We start from the raw sequence: 14,926 nt of genomic DNA, 5'->3' as shown, positions 1-14,926 counted from the left end.
TGCTTTTCAATGAATGTAAAATCTCTATTGGCGCAATCAGTCGCTGCTTCTTTAGTATTGGCGAGCAGCTCGGTTTTTGCTGCGAAAGTGACTCAAGAACAGGTTGTAGAACATTACGCAGACATCGCGCATGCGGTTTTTGAAGATTCACTGACGACCGCAAAGAAGCTAGATAAGTCTATCGAATCGTTCCTAGCAGCACCTTCAGCTGCAAAGCTAGAAGAAGTAAAACAAGCTTGGCTAGACTCTCGCGTTCCTTATCAACAATCTGAGGTGTTCCGTTTTGGTAACGCAGTTGTGGATGATTGGGAAGGGCAGTTGAATGCATGGCCGCTCGATGAAGGCCTTATCGATTATGTATCGACTGACTACCAGTACGAGCTAGGTAACGAAGGTGCAAATGCAAACATTGTCGCGAATAAGCAGCTTAAAATTGGCGCTACAACAATGGACGGTTCTCAACTGACGCCAAAAGCGATTGCAGATTTGAATGAAATCGGCGGCTCTGAGGCAAACGTCGCTTCAGGCTACCACGCGATTGAATTCTTGCTATGGGGCCAAGACCTAAATGGTACTAATGCTGGAGCTGGTCAGCGTCCTTACACAGATTTTGTGGTGGGTGAAGGCTGTACGAACGGCAACTGTGAGCGTCGTGGCGAGTACCTAAAAGCGACAGCTCAACTGCTAATCCAAGATCTAGAATGGATGGAAAAGCAGTGGTCAGCGGACGAGAAGGGTAACTACCGCGCAGAATTACTCTCTGACTCTTCAGAAAATGGCCTACGTAAAATGCTATTTGGTATGGGTTCATTGTCTCTTGGTGAACTTGCGGGTGAGCGTATGAAAGTGGCATTAGAAGCAAACTCGACGGAAGACGAGCACGATTGTTTCTCTGACAATACGCACAACTCTCACTACTACAACGAGCAGGGTATCTACAACGTTTACACGGGGTTGTACAAGCGTCAGGACGGTACATTGCTCTCGGGACCAAGCATTAATGATCTCGTTGCTCAAAAAGACCAGCAAGCAGCAAAAGAGATCCAGAAGCAGTTTGATGTTACCCGTTCACAAGTCGGTCAGTTGGTGACATCTGCAGAAAACAACGGTGAGTTCTTCGATCAACTTATCGCATCTGGAAACGTGAAAGGCAACGCGCTGGTGAACGAGACAATTATGTCACTGGTTGCGCAAACGGCTTCAATTGAGCGTGCGGCAAAAATCGTTGGAATTAACAGCCTAAACCCAGATACGGCTGATCACGAATTTTAATCCGATTTCTGATCATGCAAGGGCTCCTTTGAGCCCTTTTTGTTGTTTTTATGACCTTACATTTAATGAGAATATTTCTTGTTTACATATTTTAAATGATAAGGTTTTGCTATGAGCGCTAGGTATCATGTTTTACAAATTCTCCTTTCTTTCAGCATTACTCATTACTAGCTCTGCGGTATCTGCCTACGAGGTTGCGTCTGGTGGTGGCACGTCAGTAAAAAAAGACGGCGCGAATGCCTATTCTTTGCCCGCGGGTAACTTACCGATGTCCAAACGTTTGGATTTTAGCGTTGGTAATAGCTTCTTTCGAAATCCATGGGTTCAGGCTCCTGCGTCAACCGATGCGCGTGACGGTTTAGGTCCGCTATTTAATACCAATGGTTGTCAAAACTGTCATATCAAAGATGGTCGAGGGCACCCACCGGAAAAGGGCGATTTGCATGCAGTTTCTATGTTAGTGAGGCTGAGTATCCCCGCAATGACGCCTGAGCAGAAAGCAGCATTTATTAAAGATGGTGTTATCCCAGAACCCACTTACGGTGGTCAGCTACAAGACTTTGCGCTTCAAGACCAAACACCTGAAGGGCAAATCAAAATCACCTACAGTGATCATCCTGTCACATTCAAAGATGGTACCGTGGTTACGTTGAGAAAACCTAAGCTCGAAATTACTGAGCTTGGTTATGGAGCGATGCACCCAGACACGCAGTTTTCTGCTCGAGTTGCGCCGCCCATGATTGGATTAGGTTTACTTGAGAGCATTCCCGATGAAACCTTGCAACGATGGGCTGACGAGCAAGACCGAGATGGTGACGGGATCTCCGGTAAAACCAACAAAGTGTGGGATGTGCAAGCGAATGATTTTGCGATTGGCCGATTTGGCTGGAAAGCGGGTCAGCCAAATTTAATGCAGCAAAATGCCGCCGCATTTAACGGCGATGTCGGTCTAACAAGCCGTCTGTTTCCGAAAGAGAACTGCACCGCCAGTCAGACACTGTGTGACGAGTTGCCAAATGGAGGAAATCCAGAAGTAAGTGAAAAAATTCTCAACTTTGTCGAATTCTATTCACAACATTTAGCGGTGCCAATCCGTCGCAATTTAGATGATCCTTTGGTTCAAAAAGGCCAGGCGCTGTTCGCAAAAGCGGGCTGTGAGAGTTGCCATAAGACGAATGTGAAAACTGGCGAACGTGAAGGGCTGCCTGCGCTTTCAAATCAAACAATCCACCCTTATACCGACATGTTGCTTCATGACATGGGAGAGGGGCTCGCGGATAACAGACCTGAGTATCTAGCCAATGGGCGCGAATGGCGCACGGCCCCGCTTTGGGGCATCGGTTACACTGAAGAGGTCAACGGACATACCTATTTCCTACACGATGGACGAGCGCGAAATCTAATGGAAGCGGTGCTTTGGCATAGCGGAGAAGCGGAAAACGCGAAGCAGACGGTGCTTACTTTTAGTCAAACTGAGCGTCATGCGTTAATCGCATTTCTCAACTCACTGTAAGGGTTCAACATGAATAGGTTTCAGATAACGGCAGCATCCATTGCATTGATGGGGCTTTTGGGTTGTCAGTCTCAGTCAGACAACATCACCGAGCCTGAGCAGACGAATCATGCCAGTCAAGGCGTCTATCAAGTCGAGTATTACGCCGCTCAGAAATTTGCCCAGCAGAGTGATTTGTTGAGTCGTCAGTTTGAACAGTATTGCGCAGAATCAGTGTCGCTCGATGCTACTCGACAGCAGTGGCGCAGCATGATGGAAAGCTGGATGGCGCTGCAAGGTCAAGAGCGAGGCCCAGAGGCGGCACTTGCACAAAGCTGGAATGTCCAATTTTGGCCAGACAAAAAAAATACCACAGGGCGGAAGATGTCGAGCCTAATTCGACAAGACAAAGCGTGGTCCGCATCCGAGATAGCGCAGCAAAGCGTGACGGTTCAAGGTCTCGGATCACTGGAATGGCTGCTCTATGATGAGAGCTCATCGCTGGCACCTCAAAGCCGTGTCTGTCAAACGGCTATCGCGATTAGTCAGAACTTAAATAACAACGCCAATGCGATTTACGCTGCATGGCAAACGAATCCTTGGAAGAGCTTAGATGACAAAGCATGGACATCTGAGTACATCGCTTTGCTGTCTAACCAGCTCGAATACAGCATGAAGAAAATGAGTCGACCATTGGCTAAATTTGGCCAACCTCGACCTTACTTTGCTGAATCTTGGCGCTCCCAAACATCGATGATGCATTTGAAGGCGAATGTCATCGCACTGCGAGAACTCTATCTGGCAAATGGACAAGGGTTGGATGCGTCGCTTCGTCAAAGAGGATATTCGGATCTGGCTAATCGTATCTTGAGGCAGTTCGATATGACGATAGAGACATGGCCTGCTGACGTCAGTTTGTTTGGTTTGCTCCAATCGAAAGAAGGGTATCGCGTGGCTTACTCGAACTACAACAAGTTAGAGCAGTTAAAATATTTGATTCACGAAGAAGTGGCGATTGAACTGGGTGTCGTAATAGGATTTAACGCAACTGATGGTGACTGATAAAACAAGGCGCTCATTGCTCAAAGCGGCACTTTTTGGCGCTGCCGCCCCGATACTGCCATTAGGTTGTACCTCGACACCTTCACGCCGAGAGCCTGCTTTGATCGGCTGCGCGATTAAGGAGCGAGGACAGTACAGTGCGGTTGTTGCCGATGAATTTGGCTCGCCAATATTTCACATTCCGTTGCCAGAGCGCGGTCATGGCGTGGCAACCAATAAACGATTTCGTCACGGGGTGGCATTTGCACGTCGGCCAGGCACATTTTTTGTTGTCTTTGACTATCAAACTGGCGAGGTCGTTAACGTTCGTTCTGCCCATGTAAAACGTCACTTTTATGGTCATGGCGTCTACTCGAATGATGGTCAATGGCTATATGCCACCGAAGGTGAGCGTGATACCAGTAAAGGGATTATCGGCGTTTACGACGTGGTCGCGGGTTACGAGAAAGTTGCGGAGTTCACCAACTTTGGCCTTGGCCCGCATGAGGTGATCATGATGCCCAATGACACCTTGGCTATTGGTGTCGGCGGTGTCCATACTGACGGGCGAACGCCGCTTAACTTGTCGACAATGACGCCAAGTTTGAGCTATTTGGATCGCAATGGCGAGTTGATTGAACAGCAGACCCTTGCCGATCGTCACTTAAGTATTCGCCACCTAGCGCATGACGGAAGCGAGACTGTGTTGTGTGGTCAACAATATCGAGGTGAGCCAGATGAGTACCCTGCGTTGCTAGCAATACATAAAAAGGGAGAATCGCTGACCTCTCTTGAGGCAGAGCCTGAGCAGTGGGCTAGGTTCAATCACTACATCGCAAGCATCGCGGCGACCAAAGATTGGATCTTGGCCACATCGCCTAGAGGTAACTGTTATGGGATATGGTCGAAACAAAATCGGCAGCTGGTGGAGTTGGCCCCATTGCCAGATGCTTCCGGTGTCGTCGCGCTTGATGGACACTTCCGAGTCAGCTCCGGAGGGGGCAGCGTGATCACTCAGTATTCTCCGAGTGATAAAAGCGCTGTTCAGTCTGGGGTGCAGTGGGATAACCACTGGTCAGCGATCGCCTAGGTGCGTAGTGTTAGAACAGTAAATCATTAATAAAAATTTGAATTACCAAGACCTTTATTAAATTCTTAAAAACAAGTCACACTATCTTCAATCTTCTCTGCCATACTTTCTTTTATCAGCGTAAAAAGGGATGTGTTATGAGGGTTTGGAAAACTTGGTTGTTGATGGTGTGGTTGTTTCCGTTACAGGTTTTTGCCTCAGATTATTTCCATCAATTAGGGTGGACAAGTGCTGATAGCAAACTGAATGAGTTGCTACAGTATCCGTCTGTGGTCGAACAAATCTACCAAGAAAACGGCGAACAGCTTATTTGGTTTGATCTTCAGCAGGGCAGCAGTCTTGAGTTCCAGTTGGAGGTGATTCAACACGCAGGATTTAGCCCGCTGTTTTCCCGACAATTAAGCTATTTGCAGTTTTATCGTAAGAGCAATCGCTGGTTTGAATATGATCTCTTAGCGACAGATACCTTGCTTCTATATCTTAACTATGCGGAAAAAGCCAAAACCAATGGTGGAGAATGGTTTTTTGAGCGCAAGTTGACTGAATCGCTGCAGCCGATCCCGACAGGTGCCGTGGTCGCAGTTCGACGAGCCGTTGCCAATCAACAGTTATCTGCGCTGATTGAGTCCTACACGCCAGACAGCCCAGACTACCTTCGCTTGATTGATACCTACCTACATATTTCCAAACACGACAAACGCAATATTCCTTTGCTTGAGCAAGGCGGCTTGATCAAAGTCGGCGACAAGCTACTTGATAGAGAGCTTCTTTTAGAGCGCCTAAGCGTCGTTGATGTCGATCTGGCAGACGTGAGGCGTGATGTTACTTATTACGACATGAGCCTAGTTCCGGCCATTAAGCAGTTTCAGAAGTTGCATGGATTGAAAGAAGACGGCGTCATTGGCCCTGAAACGGCTAAGTGGCTCAATGTGTCGATGAAAGATCGATTAACAACATTGGCATTGAATGCTGAACGGATCCGCTATTGGCCGAGCGATAAAGACACCATAATTGTCGTGAATGTGCCCAGTTATGAAATGACCTACTGGCATGGCGGAAAAAACGTATTTGAATCGAAAGTGGTGGTGGGTCGCCAAGCAAGACCGACCCCTCTGATGACCACCAACCTTGATACATTGATCCTCAATCCGACTTGGAATGTACCGTGGAAAATTATGGTGGAAGACATCATTCCTAAAATGAAAGAGGATCGTGAATACCTCACCAGACAACACATCGAGATTTTGCCCAAGTGGGGATCGAAAGAACGAATTGATCCGCAGCAAATAGATTGGGACGCGATGAACCCTAAGTCGTTTCCTTATCGGATGACTCAACGCTCTGGCAATCAAAATGCACTAGGGCTTTATAAGTTCAATACCCCGAATAAACGCGCTATTTACTTGCATGATACTCCGAGCAAAGGGCTTTTTAACGAACCTCAGCGCGCGTTTAGTTCTGGATGTATTCGAGTCGAGCACGCGGATGTTTTTGCTTCTCGTCTACTCGAATACCAAGGGCTGACGAAAAGTAAACTCTCAGCGAAGGCGGATCGCTCGAACAAGAAAATCCCTCTTCGTAAACGCATCCCCGTACACATCATCTATCAAACTGCTTGGTTTGAAGAAGGCAAAACCCACTATAGAGAAGATATTTATCAGCTAGATACCTTTGGTTACACAAAAGGGTGAGATTGACCTAAAAATGACAATTCACTCATCGAACTATTTTTTGTATTTCGATCAAAGGTTAAGCAATAAAAGCTGCGATTTTGCATATTGTGAGCACGATTTATGCATTTGCACTTCATATAAGAGTTAGGTAGTGTCATTTCGCGACACGTTTCCAATAAACCGTTATATGAAGGCATTTTGTTGTGGATTTTTCACGAAGAGATTTTATTAAATTAGCAGGGAGTGGCTTAGTCGTTGCGAGTTGTGCGCCAAGTTTGGCTTTCGCTTCACTCCCCGATGAACCGAGAGCATTAGCACTTAAAGCGCTAAATACCGGTGAAGAACTAGAAACGTGCTACTTTGATGGTCAGAAATATGTCAAAAACGAACTTTCTCGCATTGACCATTTGTGCCGCGATTTCCGCCGTAATGAAGTTCACACCATGGATAAATACCTATTTGACCAAATCTCTCTGATTCAGTCAGAGTTGGGGGTTGAGTCTGAAGTGATTGTCATTTCTGGATATCGCTCTCCTGCGACGAATGAAGCGCTTCGAAGCAATTCAGGTGGCGTCGCGAAGAAAAGCTATCACATGCTTGGTCAAGCCATCGATTTCCGTCTTGATGGGGTCAACCTAAAACAAGTGCGAGATGCTGCAATCAGCTTAAAAGCGGGTGGCGTTGGCTATTACCCTCGCAGTAACTTTATTCATATTGACACCGGTCCAGTACGCTATTGGTCGTAGCACGCTAAGGCAATAAGGTTGCGACTATTGTCAAATAACCAGCCAGATGTCATAGTTCAGCCAGTTTAGCTATAGATAAAGGTTCGTTTATGTCTTTGAAGTACCAAGTTGTTCCCGTTACCTCGTTTTCTCAAAATTGTTCTATCGTTTGGTGCGATGAAACAATGGAAGGGGTAGTGGTGGATCCCGGCGGTGACGTAAAACAACTTGCAATGCTTATCAAAGAGCTCGGTGTGAAGGTTGTCAAACTCGTGTTGACTCATGGCCACTTAGACCATGTAGGGGGCACTGAACCGCTTGCGGCAGAGCTTGGCGGAATTGAAATCGTTGGCCCTCATAAAGATGACAACTTTTGGCTTCAAGGATTAGAAAACCAAAGCCAGATGTTTGGTTTTCCGCTTACCGAAGCGTTTGAACCTCATCAATGGTTGGAAGAGGGTGACAAAGTCGCTTTCGGGAATCAGGTTATGGACGTGATTCATACACCAGGGCACACGCCAGGTCATGTGGTACTGTTTAGTAACGAAGCCAAACTTGCCTTTGTCGGGGATGTGCTGTTTAACGGTTCTATTGGCCGTACTGATTTTCCCAAAGGCGACTTCAATACATTGATTAGCTCTATCAAGACTAAGCTCTGGCCTTTAGGAAATGAGGTGCGCTTCGTTCCTGGTCATGGTCCAGAATCCACTTTCGGCCGCGAGCGAGCATCAAACCCGTTTGTGGCCGATGAGATGCCGTTGTACTAAATAGCCGATAGATATTGCAAAAAGATCGCTTAGTGCGGTCTTTTTAGTTTTCTATGCAGGATCTCAATCTGATTCTGCGGCGGCAAGGTAGCGCCGCGTCAAACCAACGAACTCTTCTATGGGTCGGTCGAGATCTTGTGCCGAGATAAAAATATCGTAATCAAAATAGCGTCTTTGATATGCCATTCGGTTAGCGAGCATGGCTTGCAATCCTTTAAACTCTTCACCACGGCTGTTTTTGTAGGGCGTTGAATCAAGCACAATGTCCTCAAATCGGGTGCCTTGATTGTGTTGCCGTGCGCCAAGGTAAAGTAGTGCCCGTTGGCTCAACAATATTTCTGTCGCAATCCGAGGACAAATGCTCTCTAGGTAGGGCGAGTAGTCTTTGAGCTTGATGCCAATCCAGGGTAGGGGCTGTTGCCACCCTTCTTGATCGTAATGACAAATGCCGATCTTGCTTATGTTCGTCCATTTTACGACCCAACCGCCTTTGAACAGGTGTTGCTGAAAATGAGTGGCAGTTAAGGTGTAGCCGACGGTTGCTTTTTGAATCATCAGGTAGGCAAAGCCAATCACTGAGCAAACCGCCACTAGGGTTAAAAGGGCTTGTTGCAATCCCGGCGCATACATAACCAGAAATAAGACGCCGATGGTGAGCAACCATCCGACTATCTTGGCAAATGGTGAGCGAAAATCTAGCGGTTGATTGGATAAGTGCAGTGTTTCCATAGCGGCCACTCGTGACGTTTAAACCTCTGTTTATATATTCAGTAGTTAGGAAAAAGATCATAAACCCTATTGATTAAATTGTAGTCTGATAACCGGATATCACGCATTTTTGGTCTATAAAGCTGACCATACGCTGTAAATGACCGCAAAATTTTGGTATAAATCGCGCTTCAAATTTTCACCACTGCTCCGTATGCAGTGAAATGGAGAAATACTCGATGAGACTTGCTCATAAGCGCAAAGTGCAGATGAAACTGCAAAAGCGTATTAAAGCGACAGTTGCAAATGTTGCAGCAACAAAGAAAGCGAAGCCTGTAGTTGAGAAGAAAGTAGCTGCAGCGCCAGCAGCGGAGAAAGTTGTTGTAGCTAAAGCAACTGACGTTGCATTAACGCCAAAACAACAACAAGTTCTAGATATCGTTGTGGCAAATGCGGAAGGCATTAACCCTAAAGGTATCGGCCTAGAAGCAGGCCAGGAAGATGCGAAAGCAGCATCTTGGGCGACGGGTGCTCTTAAAAAACTACTAGAAGAGAATCTAGTGGTTAAAGAGCAGCTAGCGGGCAACAAGGTTATCTACAAAGCTGTTTAGTAACCGCTCTGCTTACCTAGTGATATTCATTAGGCATAATGCTTTAGAAGCCTCGACGTGTTCGAGGCTTTCTGTTTTATAAACCCAAGCGCATAAAAACGAACCGCTTGTCACACTTATTACATTTTTCCTACATTTATAGTCAAAATTTGTTTCTACGTATATCTCGCTTGTTTTTTCCTGCCTCTTATTTCTAACTTATTAATTTTTATAGCGCTGCATAATTTGTAGTACGTATTACTACGTACACCATAAGTATGACGTTGTTTGTATTTGTTAATAACAGTGCGTGTTCTCGCTGATTTCATCTTTTCATGTCTTGTACGACTCTTTAACCGGAACAGAAACTACCTATGAAGGTATGTCGGCTAACAAAGGACGTGAACATGAGTCTTATCAAACAATCTTTAAAACGAGTACTAAAAGGTACAGCAGTGGCTGCGGCGCTAATGATGGCGGCGACATCGGTTAGTGCTGCAGAAAAAGTGTATCGCTTGAAACTGGCGGAAACGTGGGGACCAAATTTCCCGATTTTTGGTGACGCGACCAAAAACATGGCAAAGATGGCAGAGGAAATGTCGAACGGTCGTTTGCAAATTCGTATCGACTCTGCAAACAAGCACAAAGCGCCATTGGGTGTTTTCGATATGGTGAAATCCGGCCAGTATGATCTTGGCCACTCTGCGTCTTACTACTGGAAAGGCAAAGTACCTAACACTCTTTATTTCACTTCAATGCCTTTCGGCATGCTGCCAACAGAACAGTACGCTTGGTTCTACTACGGTGGCGGTATGGAGTTGATGGAAAAGGTTTACGCTCCTCATAACCTGCTTTCTTTCCCTGGTGGTAACACGGATACCCAGATGGGCGGTTGGTTCCAAAAAGAGATCAATTCGGTTGAAGACCTACAAGGTTTGAAAATGCGTATTCCAGGTTTTGCCGGCGAAATCCTTGCTGAGCTTGGCGCTAAACCGACGAACATTGCCCCTGGTGAGCTATACACTTCTTTAGAGCGTCGTACCATCGATGCGCTTGAGTGGGTTGGTCCATCACTCGATTTGCGTATGGGCTTCCACAAAATTGCACCTTACTACTACACAGGTTGGCATGAGCCAGGAACTGAGCTTCAGTTCTTAGTCAATAAGCGTGTATGGGAACGTCTACCAGATGATCTAAAAGCGATCCTTCAAGTGGCAATGAAAACCGCTGCGTACGATATGTACACTCAATCTAAGCATGAAAGTGGCAAAAACTGGGCGTCTATCCAATCTGAGTACCCGAATGTTCAGGTTAAAGACTTCCCAGAAGAGGTCATGACGGCGCTGCGTGAAGCAAATGATCGTCTGTTGAAGGCACACGCTGAGAAAGATGCAATGGCGAAAGAAATCCAACAATCGCAAGCAGACTACATCAATCAAGTTCGTCCGTGGTCTAACATTTCGCATCGTGCTTACCTAAATAGCCAAGCTCAATAACAAAAACACATAAATAAAAATGCTGACAGGGTGACACTGTCACCTTGTCAGCAAAGCCCAAGAAATCTAATCAAACTAAACGCCACCTTTAAGTGGCGTTTCATTCAAAATTCCATGGAGTAGGGAATGAGAAGCCTAATTTATATTGAGCGAGCGTTTAATCGCTTTGGTGACTTCCTTGGATGGTTATCAAGCATTTTGTTTATCTTGTTGCTTGCCAATGTCGTCTATGACGTTGTAATGCGTTACGTGTTTAACGATGTCTCTATTGCATTCCAAGAGATGGAATGGCACCTGTTTTCTGCCGTATTTTTATTAGGTGTTCCCTACGCTATCAAAGCTGGGGGCCATGTTCGAGTCGACCTTTTCTATGAGCGCTTATCGAATAAAGCGCAGGCCATTATCGATGTGTTAGGCACACTCTTTTTCCTTTTCCCATTTTGCCTACTGGTTGCCTATTACGGTATCGACTTTGCGAAGGAGAGTTACGCGCTGGGAGAGACTTCGGGTGACCCTGGTGGCTTACCTTATCGCTGGATCATTAAAGCGATGATCCCTTTATCTTTCTTCTTTATGGCAGTCAGTGGCGTAGGCTTGCTGCTGCATTCAATCAATAAGATTGTGAATCCTCACCTTCTTTACCAAGCAAGTCAGAACCAAAAGTCGGAGAGCTAATCATGGTCGGTATTGTAATGTTTTTCGTTGCCTTGTTTGCTCTGCTACTTGGCTTCCCTGTTGCGTTTACCTTTGGTGGTATCGCGTTAATCTTTGGTGTTTGGGCAGAAGGTTGGGAGATGTTTGCCTTCATGCCGTATCGAATTCAGTCGATCATGGAAAACACCGTCCTGATGGCTGTACCATTGTTTGTGTTCATGGGCCTAGTGCTGCAAAAAACTCGCCTTGCGGAACAGTTGCTTGAGTCAATGGGCAAGTTGTTTGGCGGTGTACGTGGGGGGATTGCGATCTCAACCGTATTGGTTGGCGCGCTGCTCGCCGCATCAACGGGTGTGGTAGGGGCTTCGGTCGTTGCGATGGGGCTTATCTCATTGCCTGTGATGCTCAAGTACAACTACGATAAAGGTCTTGCCTGCGGTACGATTTGTGCCTCAGGAACGTTGGGACAGATCATACCGCCTTCTATCGTTTTGATTCTGCTGGGTGATGTATTGGGCGTTCCTGTTGGTGATCTTTTCCAAGCGGCGGTTTGGCCGGGCCTTGTCTTGGTGGGGGCTTATGTCATCTATATCCTTATCTACGCGAAGCTAAACCCAGAGGCTGCGCAACCTATCCCTAGCGATGGCACGATGGATCGCAAGCAAGAGATAATCACGGCATTGAAAGCGGTTATCCCGCCACTCGCACTGATTGTTGTGGTTCTCGGTTCTATCTTCGCAGGTGTTGCAACGCCAACAGAATCGGCAGCGCTAGGTGGTGCTGGTGCGATTATTCTTGCACTTCTATACGGCCAGTTTAGTTGGTCGATGGTCTATGAGGCAGCCAAAGAAACAGTCAAAGTAACGGCAATGGTGTTCGCGATTCTACTTGGTGCAACGGCTTTCTCAATGGCGTTTACTTATACGGGCGGTGACTACTTAGTCGAAGAGTGGATGCTGAATATCCCAGGTGAGAAATGGGGCTTCCTCATCATCACGATGCTTGTCATTTTGGTGCTTGGTTTCTTTATCGACTTCGTGGAAATCTGTTTCATCATTGTTCCTATTTTGGCGCCTGTTGCCGAGCTCCTTGGCATCAATATGACGTGGTTTGCAATTCTTATCGCTATGAACCTTCAGACCTCATTCCTAACGCCTCCATTTGGTTTTAGCTTGTTCTATCTAAAAGGGGTAGCACCGAAAGGTGTCACAACACAAGACATTTACCGAGGGGTAATGCCATTTATCGCAATTCAGATACTGGTTCTCGCTAGTTTGTTGGTTTTCCCCGAGTTTTACGGAATGTGACCGCATAGTTACAGATAATTAACAATCATTGCTATAGTTAAGCCGCTTACTGGCCGTAAGCGGCTTTCGTTGTATTAAGGGGAATGGAATGCCTCTACAAGCTAAACTCATTTTGCTCAGCCTTGTCCCGTTATTACTGGTAACGGCGATCACCAGTTGGATCTCTATTTACCAAGCTCAAACCCTTGGCAAAAAGGAAGTCGAGTTATTTCGTGCTGGTTTGATCAAATCTAAAGAGACCGCACTTAAAGACAGTGTGGATCTCGCGTTTGACGCCATTTCTCATATTTATAATGACCCGAATCTATCGGAAGAGGTTGCGAAACAAGAAGTAAAACAGATCATCGACAAGCTGCGTTATGGCACGGAAGGAGATGGATATTTCTTCGCTTATGACGAGACGGGCGTCAATCTTGTTCATCCCATCATTCCTGAATTAGTGGGCCAGAACCTGATTGATATTCAGGATGAAAATGGCGACTTCCTGATTGCTGCCTTGTTGCATCAAGCTCGAAACGGGGGAGGCTATCACGAATATCTTTGGCAAAAACCCTCCTCTGGGGAAAGTGTTCCGAAGCTAAGCTATGCCGCTTGGCTAGATAAATGGAACTGGATGATCGGAACGGGTCTGTACATTGAAGATATTTCCAAAGAGGTGGCTCGGCTTCAATCTGAAATCAACAAGAACATCGAAACCACCTTCTTTACAGTGATTGTCATTATGATTGTGACGGTTGCCGTTATCGTTGTGATCACGTTGGCCGTTAATCTACACGAACATAAGCTAGCAGATCGAAGCTTAAAAGAGCTGGCGCACAAAACCGTGATGTTTCAAGAAGATGAGAAAAAGCATCTTGCCAGAGAGTTACATGACGGCATCAATCAACTTTTGGTGTCGAGTAAATGTCATCTCGAACTGCTCAGCAATAAAATTGACCAACCCGAGTTGCAGCAGCATCTCGTCAAGTCTCAGCACTCCTTGATGACAGCAATCAATGAAGTTCGTCATATCTCTCACCAACTTCGCCCCAGTGCCTTGGATGACATTGGCTTACAGGCTGCCATGAACAGTCTGCTGCAAGACTTCAAAGCGCATTCCGGTGTTGAGGTAGAGTCGTCACTGACGACCGCGTCAGGCAAGTTAAAGTCCGAAGTGGCAACGACGCTTTATCGGGTGGCGCAAGAATCCTTGACCAACATCGGAAAACACGCCAATGCCAACAAAGTCAGCGTGATTTTGCAGCAAATGGGCAATATGCTACAGCTTATTATTAGAGATGATGGGGTAGGGTTTGACGTTTCTACAGCCATGCGTAAACAAGGGATTGGCTTACGTAACATGCGTGAGCGCGTCGAGTTTATCGGCGGAGATTTTGAAATTGAAAGTGAGCCGGGCTTTGGTACCGAGATCACTGTGCTCTTAGAACTGGATGGATTGGTGTATGGGTGATGTAATCAAAGTTGTTATCGCAGACGACCACCAGGTGGTACTCGATGGATTTATGGCTCGTTTACAAATGGAGCCTGAAATCGAGGTTATCGGGACAGCAAGTAATGGGTTAGAGGCGGTAGAAAGGGTGAAACAGTTGAAGCCCGATGTGGTTTTGATGGATGTCAGTATGCCTATCATGAATGGTATCGAGGCGACAAATATGATCCGCGAAGAAAACCCGCAAGCGAAAATTTTGATGTTAACCATGCATGACAACCGCGAATACATAATGAAGGTAATGCAAGTGGGCGCGGTCGGTTACATGCTGAAGGAAATCAGTGCAGATAAGATGGTTCAGGCCATCAAAACGGTTAATCAAGGTTCGACGTACTTTTGTGAGTCCGTGACTCAAACGCTGTTTTCTCAAGAAGTTGTTCCCGCCAGCCAAAAGCCAAATCCACTGAGCCGACGGGAAGAGGCGGTACTCAAGCTTGTCGCACAGGGCCATAGCAGCAAAAAGGTCGCTGCAATGCTCAACATCAGCTATCGAACCGTTGAGACTCATCGACAGAACATCAAACACAAGCTCGATTTACACAGTACGGCAGAGCTCGCCAAATATGCGGTTGAACGTGGATTGGTAGACTAGTGATATTGGGTCAGTTAGTATGCGTTTGGC

Annotated in this window: 14 protein-coding genes; 13 read left to right on the top strand and 1 reads right to left on the bottom strand. The window is 46.4% G+C overall.

What is annotated here, in order from left to right; genetic code table 11:
* The first annotated feature begins 9 nt into the window (after window positions 1–9).
* The 7 genes from OH458_RS00535 (at window position 10) to OH458_RS00505 (ending at window position 8,060) form a co-directional block, all read left to right on the top strand.
* Complete coding sequence (locus OH458_RS00535) at window positions 10–1,272, top strand: imelysin family protein (RefSeq protein WP_269976914.1); 1,263 nt, start codon at window positions 10–12, stop codon at window positions 1,270–1,272.
* A 127-nt stretch (window positions 1,273–1,399) separates the two neighbouring features.
* The gene (locus OH458_RS00530) at window positions 1,400–2,785 is read left to right on the top strand and encodes a di-heme oxidoreductase family protein (protein ID WP_269976913.1); all 1,386 of its coding nucleotides are present in this window, start codon (window positions 1,400–1,402) and stop codon (window positions 2,783–2,785) included.
* Between the two features lie 9 nt (window positions 2,786–2,794).
* Window positions 2,795–3,826 (top strand): imelysin family protein, encoded by a 1,032-nt coding sequence (locus OH458_RS00525; RefSeq protein WP_269976912.1) that lies wholly within the window; start codon window positions 2,795–2,797, stop codon window positions 3,824–3,826.
* Complete coding sequence (locus OH458_RS00520) at window positions 3,816–4,895, top strand: DUF1513 domain-containing protein (RefSeq protein WP_269976911.1); 1,080 nt, start codon at window positions 3,816–3,818, stop codon at window positions 4,893–4,895. The genes OH458_RS00525 and OH458_RS00520 overlap by 11 nt, the downstream gene beginning before the upstream one ends.
* Before the next feature lie 137 nt (window positions 4,896–5,032).
* Window positions 5,033–6,586, top strand: coding sequence for a L,D-transpeptidase family protein (locus OH458_RS00515; protein WP_269976910.1), 1,554 nt, complete (start codon window positions 5,033–5,035; stop codon window positions 6,584–6,586).
* Between the two features lie 185 nt (window positions 6,587–6,771).
* Window positions 6,772–7,314 carry a YcbK family protein gene (locus tag OH458_RS00510; protein WP_269976909.1) on the top strand — a complete coding sequence of 181 codons (543 nt, stop codon included), beginning with the start codon at window positions 6,772–6,774 and terminating at the stop codon, window positions 7,312–7,314.
* Window positions 7,315–7,403: 89 nt separating this feature from the next.
* Window positions 7,404–8,060, top strand: a complete 657-nt coding sequence (locus tag OH458_RS00505) for an MBL fold metallo-hydrolase (RefSeq protein ID WP_269976908.1) — start codon at window positions 7,404–7,406, stop codon at window positions 8,058–8,060.
* A 63-nt stretch (window positions 8,061–8,123) separates the two neighbouring features.
* Here OH458_RS00505 and OH458_RS00500 read toward each other — a convergent pair whose 3' ends face one another.
* The gene (locus OH458_RS00500) at window positions 8,124–8,789 is read right to left on the bottom strand and encodes a DUF2982 domain-containing protein (protein ID WP_039482166.1); all 666 of its coding nucleotides are present in this window, start codon (window positions 8,787–8,789) and stop codon (window positions 8,124–8,126) included.
* 218 nt (window positions 8,790–9,007) lie between these two features.
* Between OH458_RS00500 and OH458_RS00495 the strand changes: the two genes are divergently transcribed.
* The 6 genes from OH458_RS00495 to OH458_RS00470 all read left to right on the top strand — a co-directional run bounded on the left by OH458_RS00495 (window position 9,008) and on the right by OH458_RS00470 (window position 14,896).
* On the top strand, window positions 9,008–9,379 hold the full coding sequence (locus tag OH458_RS00495) for a hypothetical protein (RefSeq protein WP_038134371.1): 372 nt from the start codon (window positions 9,008–9,010) through the stop codon (window positions 9,377–9,379).
* Between the two features lie 386 nt (window positions 9,380–9,765).
* The gene (locus tag OH458_RS00490; protein WP_038191892.1) at window positions 9,766–10,854 is read left to right on the top strand and encodes a TRAP transporter substrate-binding protein; all 1,089 of its coding nucleotides are present in this window, start codon (window positions 9,766–9,768) and stop codon (window positions 10,852–10,854) included.
* A gap of 126 nt (window positions 10,855–10,980) precedes the next feature.
* Window positions 10,981–11,529: a TRAP transporter small permease subunit gene (locus OH458_RS00485; protein WP_005472145.1), complete on the top strand. Its 549-nt coding sequence runs from the start codon at window positions 10,981–10,983 to the stop codon at window positions 11,527–11,529.
* Window positions 11,530–11,531: 2 nt separating this feature from the next.
* A complete protein-coding gene (locus OH458_RS00480; RefSeq protein ID WP_269976907.1) occupies window positions 11,532–12,815 on the top strand; it encodes a TRAP transporter large permease in 1,284 nt (427 codons plus the stop codon).
* A gap of 88 nt (window positions 12,816–12,903) precedes the next feature.
* On the top strand, window positions 12,904–14,265 hold the full coding sequence (locus tag OH458_RS00475) for a cache domain-containing protein (protein ID WP_269976906.1): 1,362 nt from the start codon (window positions 12,904–12,906) through the stop codon (window positions 14,263–14,265).
* Window positions 14,258–14,896 (top strand): response regulator, encoded by a 639-nt coding sequence (locus OH458_RS00470; RefSeq protein WP_038134380.1) that lies wholly within the window; start codon window positions 14,258–14,260, stop codon window positions 14,894–14,896. Before OH458_RS00475 ends, OH458_RS00470 begins: the two co-directional genes overlap by 8 nt.
* Window positions 14,897–14,926 lie beyond the last annotated feature (30 nt).

It is taken from the genome of Vibrio sp. MarTm2 (assembly GCF_027587055.1).
In the GTDB taxonomy this organism is placed as follows: domain Bacteria; phylum Pseudomonadota; class Gammaproteobacteria; order Enterobacterales; family Vibrionaceae; genus Vibrio; species Vibrio sinaloensis_D.
This window is presented reverse-complemented; position numbering and strand designations above follow the sequence as displayed.